Raw genomic sequence first — 22,302 nt, forward strand, 5'->3', positions numbered from 1 at the left:
ACCGCCTGCAGGCGCGGATCGGCCACCAGCGCGGCGGCGGGGGCATCGGGCGGCAGGCCGGCGGCGGCGAGGTCGGAGAGCGGCAGGTAGACCCGCTCGCGCAGCGCGTCCTCGTCGATGTCCCGCAGCACGTTGACGAGCTGGAAGGCATGGCCCAGGGCGAGGCCATAGGCCTCTGCCTCCGGCGCGCCGAAAATGCGCACCGCCAGCGCGCCGACGCTGCCCGCCACCTGCCGGCAATAGAGGTCGAGTGCCGCGCCATCGGCGATGCGCCGGCTCGGGCCGGCATCGGCCTCCATGCCGTCGATCATGGCGTGGCACTCGGCCAGCGGCAGGGCGAAGGCGCTGCGCGCCCAGGCCAGCTCGCGCGAAAGCGGGCAGTCCGGCCGCTCCAGCTTGCCGCGCCATTCGGCCAGGCCAGCGCGCTTGTCGGCCTCGGGCATGGTGCCGTCGGCGATGTCGTCCACGGCACGGCAGAAGGCATAGACGGCGTAGAGCGCGCGCCGCGCCGGGCCGTGCGTGGCCGCCATGCCGCGCGCGAAGGAGGAGCGGGCGCGCTTCACCCGCGCCCGCACCAGCGCCGCGTCGTCGGTGCCGGGCCGGGGGGCGCCAAGGCGGGGGGCGCTGAGGCGGAGGGCGGCGAGCAGGGCGGCGGCCATGTCGGCGCGGGAGAGCGCCACGCGCCCGGCCAGCGGGTCCGTCGCGCGCAGCCGCGCCAGCAGGCGGCGGGCGAGGTGCAGCGTCACCGCCGATTCCAGCGCCAGGCGGCGGCTTTCCAGGCGGCGCGGCAGGCAGGCGGCGCGGTCCAGCATCGCCTCCACCCGGTCCAGTGCGGTGAGCAGCACGGGGGCGCGGGCGGCGGCGTCGGTGAAGAAGGCGTCCTCGCCGCCGGCCAGGGCCATCCAGTCCTGCGGCAGGTAGACGCGGTCCAGCGCCGCGCGGTCGGGGCCCAGATCCTGCAGGTGGTTCAGGATCTGCAACGCGGCGGCGAGCGACTCGGCGCCGGCCAGCGCCTCCGGGTCCGTCTCGCCATGCAGCCGCAGCAGCAGCCGGCCCACGGGGGCGGCGGAGCGGGCGCAGTAATCCTCCAGCGCCGCCCAGCCGGCATAGCGGCGCTGCGTGGCATCCTGGCGGAAGGCGGAGAGCATCCGCCGCGCCTCGGCCGTGCCGGCGCCGCTCTCGTGCAGGGCGCGGGCCAGGGGCAGGGGCGTGGCCGGGTCGTCCAGCGCCGCCTCCAGCCGGGCGAGGCGGGCGAGCTTCTCCTCCGGCGGCAGCTCCGGGTGGTCGGCGATGTCGTCGGCGGCGCGGACGAAATGGTAGAAGGCCAGCACCGGGCGGCGCAGCGCCGGCGCCAGCAGCCAGGAGGCGACGGGAAAGTTCTCCGAGCCCGGGCCGCGCGTCGGCGGGCCGGCCAGCACCTCGGCGGCGGGGGCGGCACTCATGCCGGGCACGTCACGCGATGAGGCTTCACGTGGCAGGGCCGGCGGGGCCATAGGCGCGGCCCTTCCAGGCGGGGCGGCGGCCGAGCCACCCGCCCAGCAGCGCCGACCACTGGATGCCCAGCGCCACGGCCACGGTGGCGGGGTGCAGCGGCACCGTCCACCACGGCTCCCGCGTCCGCCAGGTGATGGCGGCGCGCAGGCCGAGCGAGAGCAGCAGCGCCGGCAGCGCCAGCGCGGTGAAGGGCAGCAGCAGCCAGGGCAGCAGGTGGGCGCCGCCCAGCAGCACCGTCCAGACCGGCAGGCCGAGCGGCGTGGCCATGCCCTCCCGCGCGTTCTTCAGGAAGCCCTCCCACCCCTCGCGGAAGCTCCGGTACATGCGGCAGCGCGCCAGCGGGGCGCCGTCCACCACCTCGGTGCGGAAGCCGCCCGCGCGCAGGCGGCGGGCCAGCGCCAGCCCGTCATGCAGCACGCTCGGGCCGGCGGCGTGGCCGCCCACCGTCGCATAGGCCGGCGCCTGCACCAGGATGAGCTGGCCGCAGGCGGCGGCAAGCGAGGCGCGGCCGCTGCCGGCGCGGCCGCCGCCGGGCAGGTAGCCCAGCATCATCAGGTTGATGGCCGGCACCGTCAGCGCCTCGCCCAGGGAGCCGATCTCCTGCCGCGGCACGCCGGTGACGAGGGCGATCTCGTGATCCTCCGCATGGGCGGCCAGGGCGGCGGCGGCATGCGGGGCAAGGCGGACATCGGCGTCGATGAACAGCAGGTGGGTGCCGCGCGCCGCCTCGGAGAGCCGGGCGCAGGCATGCACCTTGCCGGTCCAGCCCGGCGGCAGGGGCGGCGCCTGCAGCAGGCGCAGCCGGCGGTCCCGCTTCATCAGGCCGCGGACGATGGCGGCGGTGTCGTCCTGGCTGCCATCGTCCATCACCAGCACCTCGACCGCCACATCCTCGCTGGCCAGGGCGGCGCGGACGCAGGTCTCGATATGCGCCGCCTCGTCCCGCGCCGGGATGAGGATGGAGACGAGGCTGGGGCCGGGCGGGGTGCCGCGCGGGCGGCGCAGCCGGCGCAGGTTCAGCGCGCCGAGCAGGGCAGGGAAGGCGGCCAGGCCCAGCGCGGCCCAGCCGAGCCCGTTCGCCACGGCGCTCATGCGCGGCGGTCGTGCCGCGCGTCGAAGCGCTGGCCGCGCAACAGGGCGCGGCCGCGCCGCCAGAGATCGTAGATGCCGCCCATGCCTTCCCCTCCCTGCGCCACCACGCGGAACGCCTCCGGCCGGCGGGCGATGGCGTCCCCGGCGAGGCGGTCCATCGTGCCGGCCAGCGCCGCGGCCAGCGCCGCCTGCCGCCGCTCCCGAGGCATGGCCTGCAATTCCGCCCCTGACAAGGGCGCGCCGAAGGCGGCCAGCATCTCCGCCTTGCGCTCGCTCCAGAAGGGGTATTCCAGCGCCAGGGGGATGAAGGTGGCGTGCGGCGCCAGCTCCGGCAGCCGCACCAGCCCGGGTGCTATGGGCACCGGCCGCTCCCGCGCATCGGCGAAGCGGCCGGGGGCGTTCATCCAGAGCATGTCGGCGCGCGCCGGTTCCAGCACGCGGCCGGCGGTGCGCAGGAAGGCCACGGCGCCGCGCGCGCTCTCCTGCTCCACCCCGAACACGCCGAGGCGGCGCATGAAGCCGTAGCGGGCGAGGGCCTGCGCCTCCATCGGGATGAACATGCGCCGGCCGGGGAAGAGACTGCGGGAGAGCAGCATGAAGGCCACCCCGTCCCACCAGGAGGGGTGGTTGGCGAACACCACCAGCGGCCCCGGCGGAAGCTGCGGCACCCCCCATTCCGCCACCCGCAGCGCCCGCATGTGGCGCCGTGCGAAGCGGCCGAACATGAAATGGTAGAACCGCATATGGGGCGTCGAATACAGGTCGGCGGGGGAGCCCGGAGGGGGCGGCGCCCCTTCCGGCCCCGGCCTGGAACTGCTCATTCCGCCGCCAGCGGCACCCCGCGCTGCCCCGCCGCGCGTGCCGCCTCGCTCATGCCGCGCCCGCCGAGATCCTGGTCCAGCGCGTCGGCGGCGATCCAGCCGGACATCATCACCATGGGCATGCCCGGCCCCGGATGCGCGGCGCCGCCGGCGAGGTAGAGCCCCTTCACCGCGCGGGAGCGGTTGCCCGGCTTGAAGGCGCCGGTCCACACCCCGTGGCTGGCCAGACCGTAGATGGCGCCGTCCAGCACCTTGTAGCGCTCGTGGATGTCCTGCGGCGTCAGCGCCTGCTCCACCACGATGCGCTCCTCGATATCCTCCATCCCGGCCGTGCGCTTCAGCTTGTCGAGGATGGTGCGGCGGTAGCCGGGCAGCATCGCCTTCCAGTCCTGGCCCGGGCGCAGGTGCGGGGTGTGCACCAGCACGTAGAGCGCCTCGCCGCCCTCGGGCGCCACGGAGGGGTCGGTGGCGGAGGGGGCGGCGAGGTAGGCAGTCGGGTCCGGCGCGGGGATGCCCTTCTTGTAGATGGCGTCGAACTCCTCCTCCGCGTCGCGGGAGAAGATGAAGTCGTGATGCGCCAGGTGCTCGTAGCGCCTGTTGAGGCCGAGATAGAGCACCACGCCGGAGCAGGCCGGCTCGTACTTCTTCCGGCTGTACTTCGCGGCCGGCGCCCCGCCCACCAGCTCCCCATAGGTGCGGATGGCATCCATGTTGGAGATGACGGCGTCGCAGGCGATCCGCTCGCCGCCCGCGAAGACGGCGCGCACCCGGCCGCCCTCCGTATCCATCCCCGTCACCTCGACGCCGGGGCGGAGGTCGGCGCCGAGATCGGCGGCGAGCTTCGCCAGCCCCTCCGCCACGGCGCGGGTGCCGCCCTTCGGGTACCACACCCCCTCGCTGGCCTGCATGTCGCCGATGCCGCAGAGCACGGCGGGGGCGAGGTAGGGGGAGGAGCCGACATACTGGCAGTAATGGTCCAGCATCTGCGCCAGCCGCGCATCCGGCACATGGCCGCGGATCACCTTGGCCACGCTCTGCCCCATGCGCAGCGCCAGCACGTCGCGCAGCGTGCCGGGCTGGAAGTTGGCCTTGAAGTCCAGCGTGTCGCCGATGCCCTCGACCGACTTCCAGAAGAAGAACTTCTCCGAGACGTCGTGCAGGTGGGTGGCCACGTCCTGGAAGCGGCGGTAGCCGTCGCCATTGCCGGGGGCGAAGCGGTTCATGCTCTCCGCCATCGCCGGCACGTCCTGCATCAGGTCGATGGCCGTGCCGTCCTCGAAGAAGCAGCGCCATTGCGGGTCGAGCCGGATCAGCGGCAGGTCCTGCGCCTGGTCCCGCCCGGCCTCGGCGAAGATGCGGCGCAGCACGCGGGGCATGGTCAGGATGGTGGGGCCCATGTCGAAGCGGAAGCCGCTGTTGGACCCCGCGGGGCCGCCGGGCAGGTTCAGCACCGCCGCCTTGCCGCCGAGCCAGGGGTTCTTGTCGAACAGCGTGACCCGGTGGCCGCGCGCCGCGGCCACCGCCGCCGCCGACAGCCCGCCCAGGCCGGAGCCGATCACCACAACATGCGACGTCGTCATGCGAGCGTCTCCTCTCCCTGCGCCATGGGCAGGCGCGTCTCGATGCCGCCCATCCCCAGGTCGCGCGACAACAGGTCGGCGCTGATGCGCGCGCCCTCGTAGATCACCGGCAGGCCGCTGCCCGGATGCGTGCCGCCACCCACCAGATAGAGCCGCTCCGTGCTGCCGAAGCGGTTGCCGGGGCGGAAGTAGAGCATCTGGCCCAGATCATGCGCCAGGTTGAAGGTGGCGCCATAGCCCACCGCGAACTCGTCGCGCCATTCCAGCGGCGTCACCATCCGTTCATAGCGGATGCGGGATTCGATGTCCGGCAGGCCGAGCGTGGCCAGCCGCCGCAGCGCCATGCGGCGGAATTCCGGCGCGCGCGTCGCCCAGTCGATGGTGCCGCGCAGGTTGGCCACCGGCACCAGCACGTAGAGGCTGCTGTGCCCCGGCGGCGCCATGGAAGGGTCGGTGGCCACCGGGTTGTGCAGATAGAGGGAGGGCTCGCCCGGCAGCAGTCCGGTCTCGATCTCCTGCAGGTTGCGCCGGTAATCCTCGGCCAGCAGCACGGTATGGTGCGCGATCTCGGGGAAGCGCCCCTCCACGCCGAGATAGAGCATGAAGGTGGAGCAGGAATAGCGCGCGCGCGCCAGATGCGCGTCCGACCAGCGCGGGCGCAGCGCGTCGGGGATCAGATTCGGCGCGGCGTGGGCGAAGTCGGCGTTCATCACCACCGCGTCGGCCATCAGCCGCTCGCCGCCGACCTCGACGCCGGTGGCGCGCCTGCCCTCGAACAGCACGCGCTCGACCGGGGCGCCGAGGCGGATCTCGGCGCCCATCCGCTCGGCCACCCGCGCCATGGCCGTGGCCACGGCGCCGCAGCCGCCCTCGGGGTGGAAGACGCCGTGCTCGTATTCCAGGAAGGAGAGGATGGTGAACAGGCTGGGGCAGCGGAACGGGCTCATCCCCAGATACTTGCTCTGGAACGAGAACAGCAGCCGGGTGCGCGGGTCGCGGAAGTAGCGCTTCAGCTCCGTGTCCACCGAGAGGTGCGGCCGCAGGTGCGGCAGCGCCTTCAGCATGTCGAGGCCGAACAGGTCGGCGGCGGAGGAGAAGCCGCGCTCCAGCACCGGGCGGAAGGCCTCCAGCTTGCTGCGGTTCTGCACCATGAAGTCGCGCAGGCGGGTGGCGTCCAGCGGGTCGATCTTGGCGATCTCGGCGGCCATGCGGTCGAGGTCGGGCGTGGCGTCGATCACCGGGCCGGCGCCGCCGCCGAAGATCAGGCGGTATTGCGGGTCCAGCCGCGTCAGCGCCACCTCGCGCCGCAGCTCGGCGCCGCAGCTCGCGAAGATCTCCTCGAGGATGCGCGGGTAGAGGAAGAAGGTGGGGCCGAGGTCGAATCGGTAGCCCTCGGGCGTCGTCAGGGTGCGGCTGCGGCCGCCCACCACCCCGTCCTTCTCCAGCAATGTGACACGGGCGCCGCGGGCCGCGAGCAGCATGGCCGCGGCCAGCCCGCCCGGCCCCGCGCCGATGACGATGACATGAGGGCGCCCGCCCGGGCGTCCAGGACCGGGCGAGGTGGGTAGGGGCAAGGAAGCGTTCATGCCGACTTTGCGATCACCTGTCTGGTTCATCTGCAGAGTTGCGGCGTGTTCGTCCCTTGCCAAGGGTTACATCGATGAGAGCCGTCCTTCATCCTGCCGAACGCTGCGGTTCCCGCGCCGGGTCCCGGCACTGGTCCCCGGACCAGGCTGGGCGGTCCGGTGTCAGGCCGCCACCGGGCGGGCGCTGTCGTCGAAGCCGTGCGGATGGGCGGCGCGCCAGGCATAGGCGGTGCGGACGATGTCCTCCAGCGCGGCGTATTGCGGGGTCCAGCCGGTTTCCTCGCGCAGCAGGGTGTTGGAGGCCACCAGCACCGCAGGGTCGCCCAGGCGCCGCGGGCCGGTGCGGTAGGGCACCGGTCGGCCGGTGACGCGCTGCACGGTGTCGATCACCTCGCGCACCGAGTAGCCGCTGCCGTTGCCGACATTGTAGCGGACGCTGCGGCCCTGCTCCAGCACGCCCAGCACGCGCAGATGCGCGTCCGCCAGGTCGGTCACGTGCACATAGTCGCGGATGCAGGTGCCATCCGGGGTGTCGTAGTCGGTGCCGAACAGGGTCAGCTCCGGCCCGAGCCCCAGCGCGGCGTTGATGGCCAGCGGGATGAGGTGGGTCTCGGGGTTGTGGTCCTCGCCCAGCCGGCCCTGCGGGTCGGCGCCGGCGGCATTGAAGTAGCGCAGGCTGGCCGAGCGCAGGCCATGCACCCGCTCCGCCCATTCCAGCCCCCGCTCCGCCATCAGCTTCGACTCGCCATAGGCGGAGACGGGGCCGAGGCGGCAGCCCTCGTCGATCGGCAGCCGCTCGGGGAAGCCGAACAGCGCGGCGGTGGAGGAGAGCACGAAGCGCTGGCAGCCCGCCTTGATGGCGGCATCGGCCAGGCCGAGCGTGTTGGAAAGGTTCTCGGTGATGTAGCGCAGCGGCTCACGCATGCTCTCTCCCACCAGGGAGAGGGCCGCGAAGTGCAGCACACCGTCGAACTTCCAGCCGGCGAGGACATCGGCCACCCGGGCGCGATCCGCGAGATCGGCCACCACCAGCTCCACCCCCTCCGGGATGGCGGCGCGGTGGCCCTGCCGCAGGTCGTCGATGACGACGACGTCATCACCACGCTCCTTAAGGGCGAGGACCACATGGCTGCCGACATAGCCGGCCCCGCCCGTAACAAGGAAGCGTGCCATCCCAAGATCCTTTACTCTGGAGCAAAAATGATGCGCCGGACCTTATCTCGTCAACGCGGGCCCTTGCATTAAACATCCAGTTCAACAAGCACCGGCACATGATCGCTGGCTTGGTTCCAACCCCGCGCTGTGCGGTGGATCCGCCAGTCGCGCAGATGGCTGGCCAGATCCTGGCTGACCCAGATGTGATCCAGCCTCCGGCCCCGGTCCGAAGCCTCCCAGTCCCGCGCCCGGTAGGACCACCAGGTGTAGAGCTTCTCCGGCGGCGGCACGAAGTGCCGGATGGCATCGTGCCAGCCGCCGGCACGCTGCCACCCCTCCAGCGCCGCCACCTCGACAGGGGTGTGGGAGACGACGTCCAGAAGCTGCCTGTGGCTCCAGACATCGCTCTCGAGGGGGGCAATGTTAAGATCGCCCATCATCACCGCGCGCCGCGCCGGTCCGCGCGCCGCGTCCCAGGCCGTGGCCTCGGCAATGAAGTCCAGCTTGTGGGCGAATTTCGGGTTGGCCCCGCGGTCGGGAATGTCGCCGCCGGCAGGAACGTAGAAGTTGTGCACCTCCAGCCCGCCCGGCACCGCCAGATCGACGCCGAGATGCCGGCAATCGCCCTTGGCGCACCAGTCCGGGTCGCCCGGCCGGAGCGTGAAGGGAATGCGCGAGAGGATGGCGGTCCCGTTATAGCCCTTCATGCCCCTCACCGCCCGATGCGGGAAGCCCAGCGCCTCCACGCCTGCGTGTGGAAACAGGTCGTCGGGGCATTTCGTTTCCTGCAGGCAGATCACGTCGGGCGCGAGGTCGCGCACCAGATCGGCCAGCAGGGGCAGACGCAGGCGGACGGAATTGATGTTCCAGGTGACGATGCGGAGGGTCGGCATGCGCGCTCGATAATCTGGATGGCGGGGCAGGGCTAGGGCGCTTCCGTCTCTCCTGCCGTCCACCCCTGTCTTCACCACGCCGCCAACGCGCTGTTTTCAGGCGATATCATGCTTCGGCAGGCTGCCGGGGCCAGCGCCCCGGGCGCGAAGGCAAGATGACGGAAAAGGTGGCGCCCGGTCGGGGGGGACCGGGCGCCTTTGGGGGGTATCATTCCTTGGGGGGGAATGGTCGGGTGAGCCGGAGGGGAGCCGGCCAACCAGTGCCAAAATGGCACCTCCCGACGGGAAGATAAGGGTTTTTTGCCGCAACTCAAAAACGTTTGACGCGAAAACTTCGATTCGGCCTGTGGCTATTCCGCCGCAAGCGCCGCCGCGGAGGCGGCGTTGCCAACCCGTTCCAGGGCCCAGCGCGTCGCGGCTGTCCCGAAGGCCTCGAACAGGCGGCGGGAGAGGGCATCCTCCGCCCAGTCATATTCCGGGTGCCACTGCACGCCGAGGGCGAAACCCCGGGCGCCTTCCACGCGGCCACCCTCGATGGTGCCATCCGGCGCCCAGGCCTCCGGCACCAGCCGGGGGGCGGCCCGGGACACCGCCTGGTTGTGCAGCGAGTTCACCGGCACGCCCTCCGGCGACCAGTCCAGCCCCTGCCAGACCCGCGCCAGCATCCCGCCTTCCAGCACGCGCACATTGTGCGCCTTGCCCGTGCGCACCCTTGGCAGCACCTGGTCGACCGGGGTGGAGTGGTCCAGCCGGCCCGGCAGGTCCTGCACCCGCTGGTCCAGCGTGCCGCCCAGCGCCACGTTCAGCTCCTGGAAGCCGCGGCAGATGGCGAAGAGGGGCAGCCCCGCCTCCAGCGCCGCGCGGATCAGCGGCAGGGTGGTGGAATCCCGTGCCGGATCCTCCGGCGTGCCTTCCAGGTGCGGCGGGCCGGCGTAGAGGCCGGGCGCCACGTTTGAGCGGCTGCCGGTGAGCAGCAGCCCGTCCAGGCGCGGCAGGATGTCCTGCACCACCGCGTCGCCCGCGGCTGGCACCAGGATCGGCGTGCCGCCGACCGGGCCCATCACGACCTTGATGTAATGGTCGGACACGGCGTGGTTGGGCATGGCGAAGGCGCCGAAGGCCTTCATGCAGCAGGGGATGCCGATCAAAGGGCGCATGAGGCAAAGGTTGCGCCGCAAGGCGGCGCGATCAAGGCATTAATCGTGCATAACGGTGGCGTCAGCCCTGCCTCAGCGTCGGCCCTCGCTCTCGAAGAAGGTCGGATCGTTGAAGGTGAAGAGGCGGCGGGGCAGGTTCACGCCGGTCTCGATCTGGCTCAGCGTCACCCGCGTCTGGCGGCCCTGGCCATCGACCACCAGCCACTGGCGCAGCTCCATCGGGTCCTCGGCCAGCACCAGGGTCAGGCGCCCCTCGGCCGGGTTGTCCCGCCGCCGCAGCGTGACGCCGACGAAGCCGTTGCCGCGCTCCACCCCCAGCACCTCGACGTCGCCGCCGAAGCGCAGCTGCGGCCGCAGCAGGAAGCCCAGCGGGGTGGAGGAGACCGGCACGATGCTCGGCTGCTTCAGTTCCCGGTCGTAGTAGAGGAACTGGCCGTCGGAGGCGATGAGCAGCAGCGGCTCCGGCGGGTCGTAGTCGAAGCGCATCCGGCCGGGGCGGGCGATGTAGGCGGTGCCCTCGGCCGAGCCGCCCTGGTGCGCGATCTGCAGGAAGCGGGCGCGGAGCGTGGTGAGGCCGTTCATGTAGGCCTCGACCCGCGCCAGGACGGCGGCGGCCTGGTTGGCCGGCACCGCCTGGGCGGCGGCCGGCGCCGCCAGGAAGGGGCGCGGCAGGAGGGGCAGGGCGAGGGTGGCGGCGAGCAGCGTGCGGCGGTCCATGCCCCCTACTTGGCGCGCCGCCGCGCGCGGGAGAAGACCCCCACTCACATCGGCCCGCCCGGCACCGCGGTGGCGCTGAGCGGCGGGAAGGCGCGCGCCTCCGGCAGCTGGTAGTGCCACCATTCCAGCCCGTAATGCTCCCACCCGGCGGCGGTCATCAGCCCCAGCAGCAGGGCGCGGTTGCGCTGGTCCTCCGCCGGCACGCCGGGATGCCCGTGCGCCGATTCGGCCTCCACGGCGTCGAATCCGGTTCCCATGGGCAGGGAGGCGCCGCTGGCGGCATCGGCCAGGGTGAGGTCCACCGCGGCGCCCCGCGGATGCACGCCGCCGGCGCGCGGGTCGGAGACGAAGCGCTTGTCCTCCACCGCGTGCCACAGCGCCCATTGCGCCTCCAGCGGCCGGAAGGCGTCGAACACGCGGAGCTTCAGCCCCAGCCGCGCCGCCTGGTCGCGCGCGCGGAACAGCCGCTCCCGCGCCAGCGGCAGCAGCAGCGCCACGGGCCGCCGGTAGATCGGCCGCCCGGTCAGGTTGTCCGGCGTGGCGTAGCGGAGATCGAGCAGGAAGCCGTCGGCTTCGGTCACGGGCAGGAGCATGGCCGTATTCTGTCACCCCGCCCGCCCGGTGTCGCCGCAGGCGCACCCGCAAGCAGACAGAAAAAAAGAAGGGGGCCAGGGGGAATTCATTCCCCCTGCCTTTACTTCCTTCCCCGCACCACGCGCATTCCTTCCAGGCCTCGCCTGCCCTATGGAACCCACCATGCGGATTCTGGCGATGGATGGCGCGCTGGCGCGGGCCTCGGCGGCGGTGTGGGTGGATGGCGCGGTGCGTGCCTCGGCCCTGGCGGAGGGTGCGCGTGGCCAGGCGGTGGCGCTGCCGCCGATGGTGGCGCGCGTGCTGGCCGAGGCGGGCCTCGCCGCGACCGAGCTGGACGCGGTGGCGGCGGTAATCGGCCCAGGCGGCTTCACCGGGCTGCGGGCCGCGCTGGCGCTGGCGCAGGGCGTGGCGCTGGCGGCCGGCTGCCCGGCCATCGGCGTCACCACCGGCGAGGCGCTGCGTGCGGCCCTGCCGCCGGCGCTGCGGGATGGGGTGGCCGTCTGGTCGGTGATCGACACCCGGCGGGGCCGTGTGCTGCTGGAGCGCTTCGCCCCCGGCGAGGATGCCGCCGCCGCCCCGCCGCAATCCCTGGCGCCGGAGGAGCTGCCCGACCCCGCCGGCCCGGTGGCGTTGGTGGGCGACATGGCCGGCGCCGTGGCGGAGGCGCTGGCGGCGCGCGGCATCCCGGCCCGGCTGACCGGGAGCCTGCTGCCGGAAGCCGGCGCCGTGGCCGCGGTGGCGGCGCTGCGGCTTGCCGGGCGGCTGCCGCCACGCGCCGCGCTGCCGCTCTATGTCGAGCCTCCCGCGGTGCGCCTGCCCGGTGCCTGAGCGGGAGGCCGGACCGCGGCCCGCGGGCGCGACAGATTCGCCAGCGCTGGCGGCGCTGCACGCCCAGGCCTTCCCGCCCGGGGAGCGCTGGGGCGACGACGCGCTGCGGCTGCTGCTGGAGATGCCGGGGGCCTACGCCCTGCTGGTGCCGGAGAAGGGCTTCGTGATGGCCCGCGTGGCGGCGGACGAGGCGGAGATCCTCACCCTGGCGGTGGCGCCGCCGGCACGGCGGCAGGGCGTGGGCGGCACGCTGCTGGCGGCCGCGCTGGGCCGCGCCCTGGCCGCTGGCGCGGCCACGATGTTCCTGGAGGTCTCGGAGGCCAACACGGCCGCGCGCGCGCTCTACGCGGCGGCGGGCTTCACCGGGAGCGGCCGGCGCCGGCGCTACTACGCGGATGGCAGCGACGCGCTGGTGCTCAGCCGCCGCCTTTGCGGATCCTGAGCAGCACGCTGCCATCTTCTGCCGCGCTTTCGTCGAGAACCTCGTGCCCCTGCTCGATGGCGGTGCGCGGAACATTGCGAAGCGGCTCTTCTCCCCGCAACCGAACCAGCAGAATTCCACCCGCCGGCAGCCGATCCAGGGCCAGCCGCGTGCGGACGAATGTCATCGGGCAAGTCTCGGTTGTGATATCAAGAGATTGGTCAAAAAGTTCTTCTTGCGGCACAGTAATTTTTTGGGAGGATTGATCAATCACGATTTTAACTCCGATTGCTGTTGCAGAAGCTTGATGCGCAGCTATATGTTCGGCAAAGTCAAGGTCGTAAGATGCGTCCAGACTGCAACAGGAATTTTTCGCGAGGCGTGGGAATGTCGGAAGAACAGGGCGGACGTGAACTGCTGGGGCTGACAGCGCAGATTGTCGCCGCACATGTCTCAAACAACTCGGTTCCATTGTCGGACGTGCCGAACCTGATCGAGCAGGTTCACCGGACTTTGTCTGGTCTTGGCACGGCGCCGATTGTCACGGCCGCGCCTGTGGAACGCCCGCAGCCCGCCGTCGCCGTCAAGAAGTCGGTCACCGACGATTATCTGGTGTGCCTTGAAGACGGCAAGAAGTTGAAGATGCTGAAGCGGCATCTCAAGACCGCCTATGACATGACCCCGGAACAGTATCGTGAACGCTGGGGGCTGCCGGCCGACTATCCGATGGTCGCCCCGAACTATGCGCGCCACCGTTCGTCGCTCGCGAAGAAGATCGGCCTCGGCACCAAGCCGCGCGGCACCCGGCAGCGGCGCGTCGCGGCCTCCGCCTGAGGGCCTCGTCGCGGCCCGGCGCCGCGCTCCGCCCCCGTGGCCGGAGCGCCGCCGGCGACGAACCGACGCGGCCGCCTTGCCTTGGGCGGCCGATAATGGCAAGCCAGTGGCGTGGCTGCCGGGGCGCGCGGCGCCATTCCCGTATGGCGCACCCGGCCCTCGTGCCATAATGCGTGCCGGCCGGCGGCGGGAAGGTCCCGCGTCCCGCCGGCACAGGAGAGCTTCCGACCACTCCCATGGACACGCGCACCGACACGCCCCGCCACGCCGCCGAGAGCCAGCCCGACCCCCTGCGGATCGAGCGCCTGTGCATCGAGCGTGGCCTGAAGATGACCGGGCAGCGCCGGCTGATCGCGCGCGTGCTTTCCGAGGCGGTGGACCACCCGGATGTGGAGGAGCTCTACCGCCGCGCCCTGGCCCTCGATTCCCGCGTCTCCATCGCCACGGTCTACCGCACCGTCCGGCTGCTGGAGGAGAAGGGCATCCTGGAGCGGCACGATTTCGGCGGCGGCCGCGCCCGCTACGAGGCCACCGAGCATGGCCACCACCACCATCTGATCGACGTCGATTCCGGCAAGGTGATCGAGTTCTCCGACGCGGAGTGCGATGCCCTGGCGCAGGGGATCGCCGCTCGGCTCGGCTTCCGCCTGGTCGATTTCCGGCTGGAGCTGTTCGCCCGCCGCGCCCCCGAGGGCACTCCCCTGCCGCCGCGCCGCTCCACCCGGCGGCGCGGGGGGGACGAGGCATGACCGCGATGGCCGGCGCCGGCTTCGGCGAGCTGCGCAGCGGCAATCTCGGCGTCCGCGTCGCCACCGCGCAGGAGGAGGTCGACGCGGCGCAGGCGCTGCGCTACCGCGTCTTCTACGAGGAGATGGGCGCCCATCCGGACGCCGAGACCGCCGCCACGGCGCGCGACCGCGACGCCTTCGACGCCGTGGCCGACCACCTGCTGGTGGTCGACCACAACCTGGGCGAGGGCGCCGCCTCGGTGGTCGGCACCTACCGGCTGATCCGCCGCGCGGCGGCGGAGAAGGTGGGGGGCTTCTACTCCGCCTCGGAATACGACATCGGGCCGCTGCTGGCGCAGCCCGGCCAGGTGCTGGAGCTGGGGCGCTCCTGCGTCGATGCCCATTACCGCAACCGCGCGGCGATGCAGCTGCTGTGGTCCGGCATCGCCGCCTATGTGTCGCGCCACCAGATCGCGCTGATGTTCGGCTGCGCCAGCCTGCCCGGCACCGATCTCGACGCGCTGGCCCTGCCGCTCTCCTACCTGCACGCCCAGCACCTCGCGCCGGCCGAGATCCGCCCGCGCGCCGTGCCGGAGCGCTTCGTGCCGATGGACCGGCTCGACCCCGCGCAGATCGACGCCCGCGCCGCCCTGGCCGACCTGCCGCCGCTGGTGAAGGGCTATCTGCGCCTCGGCGGCTTCGTCGGCGACGGCGCGGTGATCGACACCCAGTTCAACACCACCGATGTCTGCGTGGTGGTGAAGACGGAGCTCGTCACCGAGAAGTATTCCCGCCACTACGAGCGGCACCGCGGCGCGCAGGAATAGGCGCCGCGGCGGCGCCAGATGTCATGGCCGCGAAATGAAGCGGTCATTGTCCTGCCGCTGCTGCTCCGCTATCCGGCTTGGCCATGGTGGCCATCGCCCGCATCCCCGACGACCTTCCGCAAACCCGGCGGCGCAAGAACCGGCCGCCGCCCCTGCGCCGTGCGCCAGGGCAGTTCGGCGAGGTGCTGGGGCAGGAGCCCCGGCCCGTCGCCGGCCGCCTGCGGGCGGTGCGGCGCCTCGTCTCCGCCCTGCTGTGGACCCTGCTCTGCATCCCTGTGCAGGCGCTGCTGCTGGCGCTGCCGGGACGCGGCAAGGCGGCCTTCCCGCGTTTCTACCATTCCGTGCTCTGCCGGCTGATCGGGCTGCGGGTGCAGGTGGTGGGCGAGATCTCGGCGGCGCGGCCCACCCTGTTCCTGTCCAACCATTCCTCCTGGCTGGATATCCTGGTGCTGGGCGGCGTGCTGGAAGCAGCCTTCGTCTCCAAGGCCGAGGTGGGGGACTGGCCGGTGGTGCGCACGGTGGCGCGGCTCGGCCGCACCGTCTTCGTCAGCCGCAGCCGCGGCCGCACGGGGGAGGAGGCCACCGCCATGCGCGGCCGCCTGCAGCAGGGCGACAGCCTGATCCTGTTCCCCGAGGGCACCAGCAACGATGGCGCGCGGGTGCTGCCCTTCCGCTCCGCCTTCCTCGGCGTGGCCGACGCGGCGGCGGCGGTGCAGCCGATCTCGGTGGTCTATGACCGCCTGGGCGGGCTGCCGGCCTGCCGGCGGGACCGACCGCATTTCGCCTGGTATGGCGATATGGACCTGGGCAGCCATTTCTGGCGGCTGGCACGGCAGCCGGGCGGGCGGGTGACGGTGCTGCTGCACCAGCCGGCCGACCCGCGCGCCTTCCGCGACCGCAAGGCCCTGACCCAGGCGGTGGAGCGGGCGGTGGCCGAGGGAGCCGCCGACCTGCGCCAGAACCGCACGCCGGTGCCGCTGCATCCGCGCTGATCCTTGCCAGGACGCCTGACAGAGAAAAGGCCGGGGGGCGGGGCTCCCCGGCCTTTTCTCTGTTCGGGCCTGCCGCCGCTACTCGGTCGGCGCCAGGCTCTTGATCAGGTCGAAGACGCGCTTGCGGACCGCAGGCTCGGTGATGCGGTAGTAGGCGCGCACCAGCTCCAGCGTCTCCCGCTTGTGCAGCGTGTCGTCCTCGAAGCCTTCCTGGTGCTCGGCGAAGCCGCCCAGCCGTGCCCGCAGGGCGCCGTTGCCACCCATGGCATCCGGCATGTCGTCGAAGAAGAAGCCGATCGGCACGTCCAGCACCCGGGCCAGGTCGAACAGGCGACTGGCCCCGATGCGGTTGACGCCCCGCTCGTATTTCTGAACCTGCTGGAAGGTCAGGCCGAGCGCTTCGCCCAGCTTTTCCTGACTCATGCCCAGAAGTGTCCGGCGCAGCCGGACACGGGTTCCGACATGGACGTCGATGGGGCTGGGGCGGTGCTCGCGCTCGCCTTTTTCCACGACATCATCCACGGGCATGCTTGACCCTCCGCCACCAATTGCAGGACCGCGTTCGCTGGCCGCGGTTCCGCCTATGCTCTCGCTGTGGCGTGCCACTCGGGCGACCCCCCGCTTGTGTGTGTGCAATTTAACTAAGGCTGAGTTAGGAAATTGTCAACTCTTTCGAGAATTCTCAAAAAATAAACAATCTGCCTACGCATTATCGCCTGATTGTAGACGAGCTTCTAACGGCTGCAACCGCCAGAACCAGGATCGCCATCAGGATCGCGCCGGAATTGCCAAGCCGGGCATAGATTGTCGGCGGTAGCGCGCCGGGCAGCGCAACCTGCTGCGTTCCCATCCGGCCCAGCCCGATCCAGGCGATCACCTCTCCGCGCGCACCGAAGACAGCCGAGATTCCGGTCTGCGCCGCCCGTGCCAGGGGCAGTCCTTCCTCCACCGCGCGCAGACGCGCGGCGGCGAGGTGCTGGTAGGGTCCGGCCGAGAAACCGAACCAGGCATCGTTGGTGATGTTGAGCAGCCAGGCCGGCCGCTCGGCCGGGGTGACGGCGCCGGGGAAGATCACCTCGTAGCAGATGAGGGGGCTGAAGGCCGGCAGGCCGGCGGGCGCCAGGGCGACCGGCCCGGGCCCGGCCGAGAAGTCCAGCCCGCCCTGCACCACGCGGATCGGGATCAGGCCGCGCAGGGGCATGTACTCGCCGAAGGGCACCAGATGCACCTTGTCGTAGACGCCGCGCAGCGTGCCGCTGGCGTCGATGGCCGAGAGGCTGTTGAACACCCGCCCCAGCGCGCCGTCGCCCTGCCATTCGGCGCGCACCGAGCCGGCCAGCAGCACGCCGCCCGGCGGCAGCACCTGCGCCACGTAGCCGCGCGCCGCCTCGTCCTGCGGCAGCAGGAAGGGGCTGGCGGTCTCCGGCCAGATGACGGCCAGCGGGCGGCCTTCCGGCGTCCCCGCCGGGGGCGGGGCGGCGGCGCCCTCGCGGGTCAGCTCCAGGTAGCGGCGGAAGATCGGCCAGCGCTGGTCCTCGCGCCACTTCGCCTCCTGCTGGATGTTGCCCTGCACCAGCATTAGGGTCACGTCCTGCGCCGGCGGAGCGGGCCCGGCCAGGCGCGCGGCGCCGAGGCCGCCCAGCGCCAGCAGCGCCAGCGCGCCCCCGGCCAGCGCCCGGCGGGGCGCCTGCCGGCCCGGCCAGGGCAGCCCGGCCAGCAGCAGCGTCAGCAGCGAGAGGCCATAGACCCCTACCCAGGCGGCCGCCTGCAGCGGCAGGGGATGGAAGGCCCAGACCGAACCCATGGCGTTCCAGGGGAAGCCGGTGAACAGCACGCCGCGCAGCATCTCCAGCAGCGTCCAGGCGCCGGCCAGGGCCAGCCAGCGGGGCCAGCCGGGCCGCGCCATCCAGGCGGCCAGCGCGGCCAGGGCGATGTAGAGCGCCAGCGGCAGGGCCAGACCCGGCACGGCGATGGGCACCAGCCAGCCCCAGCGCCAGGGGTCGGTCAGCAGGGCGTGGCTGATCCAGTAGAGGCCGACGACATGGTGGCCCCAGCCCCAGGCGAAGCCTATCAGCGCCGCCCGCCGGGCCGAGCCGGCACCCTCCAGCAGGGCGAGCAGCCCCGGCACGGCCAGCAGCAGAACCGGCACCAGGTGCAGCGGCGGCATGGCCAGGGCGCCCAGGGCGCCCAGGCCGAAGGCCGCGAACAGGGCCTTCCGGCCGCTCAGTCGGGAGAGGCGTGTCAGCACAGGCGGGAGAACCTCAGGAGAGGGGGCGGCGGGGCCGCGGCCCACGGGGTTTCACCCCGGCGCGCCGCCACGGCAAGGCACCGGCCGCAAAGGGGCAGGCTGCGAGGGGGGCGGCGGTCCGGAGACGCCGCCCCCGGTTCCGGTCAGGCGGCCGCCTGCGTCGTGCCGCTGCCGTTCCCGCTGCCGGGCCGGCGCACGCGCAGGCGGCGGATGCGGCGCGGGTCGGCGTCCAGCACGCGGAACTCCAGGCCGGAGGAGTGCGAGATCAGCTCCCCCTTGGCCGGCACGCGGCCTGCGAGGGTGAAGACCAGCCCGCCCACCGTGTCGATGTCCTGCTCCCGCTCATCCTCGGTGAGGATGGTGCCGAGGCGCTGCTCGAACAGCTCGATGGGGGTGCGGGCATCGAGGTCGATCAGCCCGTCCGTCCGCTCGACGATCTGCGCCGGCATGTCCTCGTCATGCTCGTCGGAGATGTCGCCGGTGATGGTCTCGACCAGGTCCTCGATGGTGACGAGGCCGTCGATGCCGCCATACTCGTCCACCACCAGCGCCAGGTGCATGCGGGCCTGGCGCATCTGCAGCAGCAGGTCGAGCACCGGCATGGAGGGGACGACGAAGAGCGGCTTGCGCAGCACCGCCGCCATGCTGAAGGGCGCCTCGCGCCCGACGCTGGCGAACACGTCCTTGATGTGGACCATGCCGACGATCTCGTCGAGCTGCTCCCGGTAGACGGGGAAGCGGCTGTGGCCCTCGCGCTGGATCAGGCGGATGGCCTGCTCCAGCGTCAGGTCCTCCGGCATGGCGACGATGTCGGCGCGCGGCACCATCACGTCGCTGGCGGTCTTGCCGCGCAGCTTCAGCACGTTGGCCAGCAGGGCGCGCTCCTGCGCGTCCAGCTCGGGGCGCGGCGGGCCGTCATGCTCGTGGTGCTCGTGGTGCTCGCGGCCCTCGACCAGGGCCTCCACCTGGTCGCGCACGCTTTCGGCGGAGCGCCGCCGCAGCAGCCCCTGGATGCGCCAGAGGAGGCCGTCACGCGATTCGCTGCCGCTCATGTCACCCCTCGCCACGGATTGGGCATGTTCAGGCGCCGCATGATGCGCGCCTCGGCCCGTTCCATCCGGCGGGCCTCCCCGGCCTGGATGTGGTCATGCCCGCCGAGATGCAGCGTGCCATGGGCCACCAGATGCGCCAGATGCGCGCCCACCCGGCGGCGCGCCGCGCGCGCCTCCCGCCGCACCACGCCGAGGGCGAGGGCGATGTCGCCGAGATGGCCGAAGCCCTCCCCGGGGAAGGACAGCACGTTGGTGGGCTTGACCTTGCCGCGATGCTGGCTGTTCAGGCGCTTGACCGCCCGGTCATCCGTCAGCAGCACGGTCATGGCCCCGGCGGGAGCCCCGGGCGGCGCGGCCTCCGGCACGGCGCCGTCGAGGACCATCTCGGCCCAGGCGGCGGCGGCGGCGCGGCGCGCCAGATCCTCGACCCGCGGCACGGCCGCGCGCCATGCCGGGGCTTCGATGATAACCATCACCTCCGGCTGCGAAGGCCCGGCCGCGACATTGCGGCCGGGCGAGCTACTTCCCGGTTCCATCATTCTCCTTCCTGCCACGGCGGACCGTCTCCGCCGCGGCGCCGGCCGCGCCCGGCCCGCCTGTCCTGGCGTGGCCGTGGGCCAACTGATCGGCGCGGTTATACGCGGCGACGATGCGCGCCACCAGCGGATGCCGCACCACGTCCTGCTCGCCGAAGCGCGAGACGCCGATCCCCTGCACCCCGTCCAGCACGGAGAGCGCCTCCACCAGACCGGATTTCTGGCCGGAGGGGAGGTCCACCTGGGAAGGGTCGCCGGTGATCACCATGCGCGTACCTTCGCCCATCCGGGTCAAGAACATCTTGATCTGGGCGGGGGTGGTGTTCTGCGCCTCGTCGAGGATGGCGTAGCAATGCGCCAGGGTACGGCCGCGCATGAAGGCGAGAGGGGCGATCTCGATCTCGCCCGACAGGATGCGGCGCTGCACTTGGTCGGCCGGCATCATGTCGTGCAGCGCGTCGTAGAGCGGGCGGAGATAGGGGTCGACCTTCTCCTTCATGTCGCCGGGCAGGAAGCCGAGGCGCTCGCCCGCCTCCACCGCCGGGCGGGAGAGCACGATGCGGTCCACCCGGCCCGCCATCAGCATCGCCACGCCCTGCGCCACGGCGAGGTAGGTCTTGCCGGTGCCGGCGGGGCCGATGCCGAACACCATGTCGGCCCGCGCCAGCTGGTCCATGTAGTCGGCCTGGGCGTGGCTGCGGGGCGCGATCGCGCCCTTCTTGGTGCGGATCGCCGGCAGGTCGGAGAGCGGCAGGCGCGGCTCCGGCGCCTCGGCCGGGTCCTTCGGCGCATCGGCCCGGCGCTGCGCCAGCCGCATCGCTGCTTCCACTTCCGGCATCGCCAACTTCTCCCCGCGTTCGAGCTGTCGCCACAGGCTGCGCAACGCCGCTTCCGCCACGCTGGTTCCCTCGGCCGAGCCGGTGATGGAGAGGCGGTTGCCGCGGCTGGCCAGCCGGACCCCCAGGCGCTGCTCGATCTGGGCCAGATGCCGGTCATGCTCGCCATAGAGCAGCGGCAGCAGCGCGTTGTCGTCGAACTGCAGCGTGACGGTGCGGGCGGCGGAGACGGTGTCGGCCATCATGGGGCGGCTCATGGCGCGGGGGTCGGCCCGCAGCGCGATGGGGGTGGTGTTGCTCAAGCGGGGGCGAGCTCCTTCGCATCCAGCAGGGTGGCGGAGAGGGAATTGGGCAGGGCGGCGTCGATGCGCACCCGCGCCATGCGCCCGGCCAGGCCGGCCGGGCCCATCATGTGCACCGGCTGCAGCCACGGCGTGCGGCCCGCCACCTGGCCGGGGTGGCGCCCCGGGCCGGTGAGCAGGATGTCGCATTCGCGGCCCACGCAGTCGCGGTTGAACTGGTCCTGCTGCCGGCGCAGCAGCGCCTGCAGCTCCTGCAGCCGGGCATCCTTCTCCGCCTCCGGCACCTGGAAGGGCTGGCCGGCGGCGGGCGTGCCGGGGCGCGGCGAATACTTGAAGGAATAGGCCAGGGCGAAGCCCACCTTCTCCACCAGCGCCATCGTCGCCGCGTGGTCCGCCGCCGTCTCGCCGGGGTGGCCCACGATGAAGTCGGAGGAGAGCGCCATGTCCGGCCGCGCCTCGCGCAGCCGGTCGGCGGTCCGGTGGAACAGATCGGCCGTGTGGCCGCGGTTCATGGCGGCCAGCACCTTGTCCGAGCCGCTCTGCACCGGCAGGTGCAGGAAGGGCATGAGCTGCGGGATGGTGCCGTGCGCCCGGATCAGCGCCTCGTCCATGTCGCGCGGGTGGCTGGTGGTGTAGCGCAGCCGGGCCAGCCCATCGATCTCGGCGAGGGCGTGGAGCAGGCGGGAGAGGCTCCAGGTGGAGCCGTCCGGCGCCTCGCCATGCCAGGCATTCACGTTCTGCCCGAGCAGCGCGATCTCCCGCGCGCCGCCGGCCACCAGCCGCTTCGCCTCGGCCAGGATGGCGGCGACGGGGCGGGAGAACTCGGCGCCGCGGGTGTAGGGCACCACGCAGAAGGAGCAGAACTTGTCGCAGCCCTCCTGGATGGTGAGGAAGGCGATGGGACCCTGGTTGGCGTTGACCTCCGGCAGCAGATCGAATTTCTGCTCCACGGGGAAGTCGGTGTCGATCTGGGCGCCGGCGGCGCGGCTGGCGCGGGCCACCATCTCCGGCAGGCGGTGATAGGTCTGCGGGCCCAGCACGATATCCACCCAGGGGGCGCGGGCGGTGATCTCGGCGCCCTCGGCCTGGGCGACGCAGCCGGCGACGGCCAGCACCATCTTCTGCCCCGCCTGCTCCTTCTCGGTCTTCAGCAGCCGCAGCCGGCCGAGATCGGAGAACACCTTCTCCGAGGCCTTCTCGCGGATGTGGCAGGTGTTGAGGATGACCATGTCGGCCTCCTCCGGCGTCTCGGCGGGGCCGTAGCCGAGGGGCGCCAGCACATCCGCCATGCGGGTGCTGTCATAGACGTTCATCTGGCAGCCCCAGGTGCGGATGAACAGCTTCTTCCGCACGCCGGCAGAGGGCATCGCCTCGGTCTCGGAAATCTCGGGCAACAGAGTCTCGGTGGGCAAGGTCTGGGGGCGGGGGGCGGTGGTCATGACGGCAGGAACCCTGGGGCAGCGACACCCGGCCATGTGCATCCGCCGGGGCCACCCCGGTGCGGGGCGGCGTTCCGGGCGGATGTGCGGGGCGCGGGGCCTCGGGTCAAGCGACCGGGCCCTGCGTGCTCCGCGATTCTGCGGTCGCGCCTGGGCTGCTCATCTCGGCT

Annotated in this window: 23 protein-coding genes; 6 read left to right on the top strand and 17 right to left on the bottom strand. The window is 72.4% G+C overall.

The window, feature by feature from the left end; translation table 11 throughout:
* The 10 genes from ACFOY6_RS18655 to ddpX form a co-directional block, all read right to left on the bottom strand.
* Positions 1-1,442 (bottom strand): squalene/phytoene synthase family protein (locus ACFOY6_RS18655; protein WP_379651909.1); only part of this gene is annotated, 1,442 nt, incomplete at its 3' end.
* Between the two features lie 25 nt (positions 1,443-1,467).
* On the bottom strand, positions 1,468-2,586 hold the full coding sequence (locus ACFOY6_RS18660; RefSeq protein WP_379632577.1) for a glycosyltransferase: 1,119 nt from the start codon (positions 2,584-2,586) through the stop codon (positions 1,468-1,470).
* The gene (locus tag ACFOY6_RS18665) at positions 2,583-3,329 is read right to left on the bottom strand and encodes a lysophospholipid acyltransferase family protein (RefSeq protein ID WP_379651910.1); all 747 of its coding nucleotides are present in this window, start codon (positions 3,327-3,329) and stop codon (positions 2,583-2,585) included. Before ACFOY6_RS18665 ends, ACFOY6_RS18660 begins: the two co-directional genes overlap by 4 nt.
* 74 nt (positions 3,330-3,403) lie before the next feature.
* Positions 3,404-4,987 carry a phytoene desaturase family protein gene (locus ACFOY6_RS18670; RefSeq protein WP_379651911.1) on the bottom strand — a complete coding sequence of 528 codons (1,584 nt, stop codon included), beginning with the start codon at positions 4,985-4,987 and terminating at the stop codon, positions 3,404-3,406.
* Complete coding sequence (gene crtI / locus ACFOY6_RS18675; RefSeq protein ID WP_379632585.1) at positions 4,984-6,573, bottom strand: phytoene desaturase family protein; 1,590 nt, start codon at positions 6,571-6,573, stop codon at positions 4,984-4,986. The genes ACFOY6_RS18670 and crtI overlap by 4 nt, the downstream gene beginning before the upstream one ends.
* Before the next feature lie 162 nt (positions 6,574-6,735).
* Positions 6,736-7,746, bottom strand: a complete 1,011-nt coding sequence (gene galE, locus ACFOY6_RS18680) for a UDP-glucose 4-epimerase GalE (RefSeq protein ID WP_109518676.1) — start codon at positions 7,744-7,746, stop codon at positions 6,736-6,738.
* Positions 7,747-7,814: 68 nt separating this feature from the next.
* Positions 7,815-8,621 (bottom strand): exodeoxyribonuclease III, encoded by an 807-nt coding sequence (locus ACFOY6_RS18685; protein ID WP_379651912.1) that lies wholly within the window; start codon positions 8,619-8,621, stop codon positions 7,815-7,817.
* A 350-nt stretch (positions 8,622-8,971) separates the two neighbouring features.
* Positions 8,972-9,778, bottom strand: coding sequence for a gamma-glutamyl-gamma-aminobutyrate hydrolase family protein (locus tag ACFOY6_RS18690; RefSeq protein WP_379651913.1), 807 nt, complete (start codon positions 9,776-9,778; stop codon positions 8,972-8,974).
* A gap of 72 nt (positions 9,779-9,850) precedes the next feature.
* Entirely contained in the window at positions 9,851-10,495 is a 645-nt protein-coding gene (locus ACFOY6_RS18695) for a LolA family protein (protein ID WP_379632587.1), read from the bottom strand.
* Positions 10,496-10,539: 44 nt separating this feature from the next.
* Positions 10,540-11,088 carry a D-alanyl-D-alanine dipeptidase gene (gene ddpX, locus ACFOY6_RS18700; protein ID WP_379632589.1) on the bottom strand — a complete coding sequence of 183 codons (549 nt, stop codon included), beginning with the start codon at positions 11,086-11,088 and terminating at the stop codon, positions 10,540-10,542.
* A 163-nt stretch (positions 11,089-11,251) separates the two neighbouring features.
* Between ddpX and tsaB the strand changes: the two genes are divergently transcribed.
* Both tsaB and ACFOY6_RS18710 read left to right on the top strand, forming a co-directional pair.
* Positions 11,252-11,917 (top strand): tRNA (adenosine(37)-N6)-threonylcarbamoyltransferase complex dimerization subunit type 1 TsaB, encoded by a 666-nt coding sequence (gene tsaB, locus ACFOY6_RS18705; RefSeq protein WP_379632591.1) that lies wholly within the window; start codon positions 11,252-11,254, stop codon positions 11,915-11,917.
* Entirely contained in the window at positions 11,910-12,359 is a 450-nt protein-coding gene (locus ACFOY6_RS18710) for a GNAT family N-acetyltransferase (RefSeq protein WP_379651914.1), read from the top strand. Before tsaB ends, ACFOY6_RS18710 begins: the two co-directional genes overlap by 8 nt.
* Here ACFOY6_RS18710 and ACFOY6_RS18715 read toward each other — a convergent pair.
* Positions 12,334-12,525 (bottom strand): sulfurtransferase TusA family protein, encoded by a 192-nt coding sequence (locus ACFOY6_RS18715; RefSeq protein ID WP_245906610.1) that lies wholly within the window; start codon positions 12,523-12,525, stop codon positions 12,334-12,336. The genes ACFOY6_RS18710 and ACFOY6_RS18715 overlap by 26 nt on opposite strands.
* 200 nt (positions 12,526-12,725) lie before the next feature.
* On the opposite strand from ACFOY6_RS18715, the gene ACFOY6_RS18720 reads away from it, so the two are divergent.
* From ACFOY6_RS18720 to ACFOY6_RS18735, 4 genes are all read left to right on the top strand, one after another.
* On the top strand, positions 12,726-13,172 hold the full coding sequence (locus ACFOY6_RS18720) for a MucR family transcriptional regulator (protein ID WP_109518669.1): 447 nt from the start codon (positions 12,726-12,728) through the stop codon (positions 13,170-13,172).
* 236 nt (positions 13,173-13,408) lie between these two features.
* Positions 13,409-13,921, top strand: coding sequence for a Fur family transcriptional regulator (locus ACFOY6_RS18725; RefSeq protein WP_109518668.1), 513 nt, complete (start codon positions 13,409-13,411; stop codon positions 13,919-13,921).
* A 5-nt stretch (positions 13,922-13,926) separates the two neighbouring features.
* Positions 13,927-14,727: a GNAT family N-acetyltransferase gene (locus ACFOY6_RS18730; RefSeq protein ID WP_379651921.1), complete on the top strand. Its 801-nt coding sequence runs from the start codon at positions 13,927-13,929 to the stop codon at positions 14,725-14,727.
* A gap of 83 nt (positions 14,728-14,810) precedes the next feature.
* Complete coding sequence (locus ACFOY6_RS18735; RefSeq protein WP_109518666.1) at positions 14,811-15,719, top strand: lysophospholipid acyltransferase family protein; 909 nt, start codon at positions 14,811-14,813, stop codon at positions 15,717-15,719.
* Positions 15,720-15,797: 78 nt separating this feature from the next.
* On the opposite strand, the gene ACFOY6_RS18740 is transcribed toward ACFOY6_RS18735, so the two are convergent.
* From ACFOY6_RS18740 to miaB, 6 genes are all read right to left on the bottom strand, one after another.
* Positions 15,798-16,247, bottom strand: coding sequence for a helix-turn-helix domain-containing protein (locus ACFOY6_RS18740; RefSeq protein ID WP_109518665.1), 450 nt, complete (start codon positions 16,245-16,247; stop codon positions 15,798-15,800).
* Between the two features lie 181 nt (positions 16,248-16,428).
* Positions 16,429-17,967, bottom strand: coding sequence for an apolipoprotein N-acyltransferase (gene lnt / locus ACFOY6_RS18745; protein WP_379651915.1), 1,539 nt, complete (start codon positions 17,965-17,967; stop codon positions 16,429-16,431).
* A gap of 143 nt (positions 17,968-18,110) precedes the next feature.
* Complete coding sequence (locus ACFOY6_RS18750; protein WP_109518664.1) at positions 18,111-19,019, bottom strand: hemolysin family protein; 909 nt, start codon at positions 19,017-19,019, stop codon at positions 18,111-18,113.
* Entirely contained in the window at positions 19,016-19,492 is a 477-nt protein-coding gene (gene ybeY, locus ACFOY6_RS18755) for an rRNA maturation RNase YbeY (RefSeq protein WP_109518714.1), read from the bottom strand. The genes ACFOY6_RS18750 and ybeY overlap by 4 nt, the downstream gene beginning before the upstream one ends.
* A gap of 46 nt (positions 19,493-19,538) precedes the next feature.
* On the bottom strand, positions 19,539-20,633 hold the full coding sequence (locus ACFOY6_RS18760) for a PhoH family protein (protein ID WP_408904684.1): 1,095 nt from the start codon (positions 20,631-20,633) through the stop codon (positions 19,539-19,541).
* A 56-nt stretch (positions 20,634-20,689) separates the two neighbouring features.
* Complete coding sequence (gene miaB / locus ACFOY6_RS18765) at positions 20,690-22,060, bottom strand: tRNA (N6-isopentenyl adenosine(37)-C2)-methylthiotransferase MiaB (protein ID WP_379651922.1); 1,371 nt, start codon at positions 22,058-22,060, stop codon at positions 20,690-20,692.
* Positions 22,061-22,302: the final 242 nt, after the last annotated feature.

It is taken from the genome of Teichococcus aestuarii (assembly GCF_042651065.1).
Classification (GTDB): Bacteria; Pseudomonadota; Alphaproteobacteria; order Acetobacterales; family Acetobacteraceae; genus Pseudoroseomonas; species Pseudoroseomonas aestuarii.

Coding starts and splice junctions, on each gene's coding strand:
- ACFOY6_RS18660 (WP_379632577.1), bottom strand. CDS start 2,586: ATGAGCGCCGTGGCGAACGGGCTCGGCTGGGCCGCGCTGGGCCTGGCC.
- ACFOY6_RS18665 (WP_379651910.1), bottom strand. CDS start 3,329: ATGCGGTTCTACCATTTCATGTTCGGCCGCTTCGCACGGCGCCACATG.
- ACFOY6_RS18670 (WP_379651911.1), bottom strand. CDS start 4,987: ATGACGACGTCGCATGTTGTGGTGATCGGCTCCGGCCTGGGCGGGCTG.
- crtI (WP_379632585.1), bottom strand. CDS start 6,573: ATGAACGCTTCCTTGCCCCTACCCACCTCGCCCGGTCCTGGACGCCCG.
- galE (WP_109518676.1), bottom strand. CDS start 7,746: ATGGCACGCTTCCTTGTTACGGGCGGGGCCGGCTATGTCGGCAGCCAT.
- ACFOY6_RS18685 (WP_379651912.1), bottom strand. CDS start 8,621: ATGCCGACCCTCCGCATCGTCACCTGGAACATCAATTCCGTCCGCCTG.
- ACFOY6_RS18690 (WP_379651913.1), bottom strand. CDS start 9,778: ATGCGCCCTTTGATCGGCATCCCCTGCTGCATGAAGGCCTTCGGCGCC.
- ACFOY6_RS18695 (WP_379632587.1), bottom strand. CDS start 10,495: ATGGACCGCCGCACGCTGCTCGCCGCCACCCTCGCCCTGCCCCTCCTG.
- ddpX (WP_379632589.1), bottom strand. CDS start 11,088: ATGCTCCTGCCCGTGACCGAAGCCGACGGCTTCCTGCTCGATCTCCGC.
- tsaB (WP_379632591.1), top strand. CDS start 11,252: ATGCGGATTCTGGCGATGGATGGCGCGCTGGCGCGGGCCTCGGCGGCG.
- ACFOY6_RS18715 (WP_245906610.1), bottom strand. CDS start 12,525: ATGACATTCGTCCGCACGCGGCTGGCCCTGGATCGGCTGCCGGCGGGT.
- ACFOY6_RS18720 (WP_109518669.1), top strand. CDS start 12,726: ATGTCGGAAGAACAGGGCGGACGTGAACTGCTGGGGCTGACAGCGCAG.
- ACFOY6_RS18725 (WP_109518668.1), top strand. CDS start 13,409: ATGGACACGCGCACCGACACGCCCCGCCACGCCGCCGAGAGCCAGCCC.
- ACFOY6_RS18730 (WP_379651921.1), top strand. CDS start 13,927: ATGGCCGGCGCCGGCTTCGGCGAGCTGCGCAGCGGCAATCTCGGCGTC.
- ACFOY6_RS18735 (WP_109518666.1), top strand. CDS start 14,811: ATGGTGGCCATCGCCCGCATCCCCGACGACCTTCCGCAAACCCGGCGG.
- ACFOY6_RS18740 (WP_109518665.1), bottom strand. CDS start 16,247: ATGCCCGTGGATGATGTCGTGGAAAAAGGCGAGCGCGAGCACCGCCCC.
- ACFOY6_RS18750 (WP_109518664.1), bottom strand. CDS start 19,019: ATGAGCGGCAGCGAATCGCGTGACGGCCTCCTCTGGCGCATCCAGGGG.
- ybeY (WP_109518714.1), bottom strand. CDS start 19,492: ATGGTTATCATCGAAGCCCCGGCATGGCGCGCGGCCGTGCCGCGGGTC.
- ACFOY6_RS18760 (WP_408904684.1), bottom strand. CDS start 20,633: ATGGCCGACACCGTCTCCGCCGCCCGCACCGTCACGCTGCAGTTCGAC.
- miaB (WP_379651922.1), bottom strand. CDS start 22,060: ATGCCCTCTGCCGGCGTGCGGAAGAAGCTGTTCATCCGCACCTGGGGC.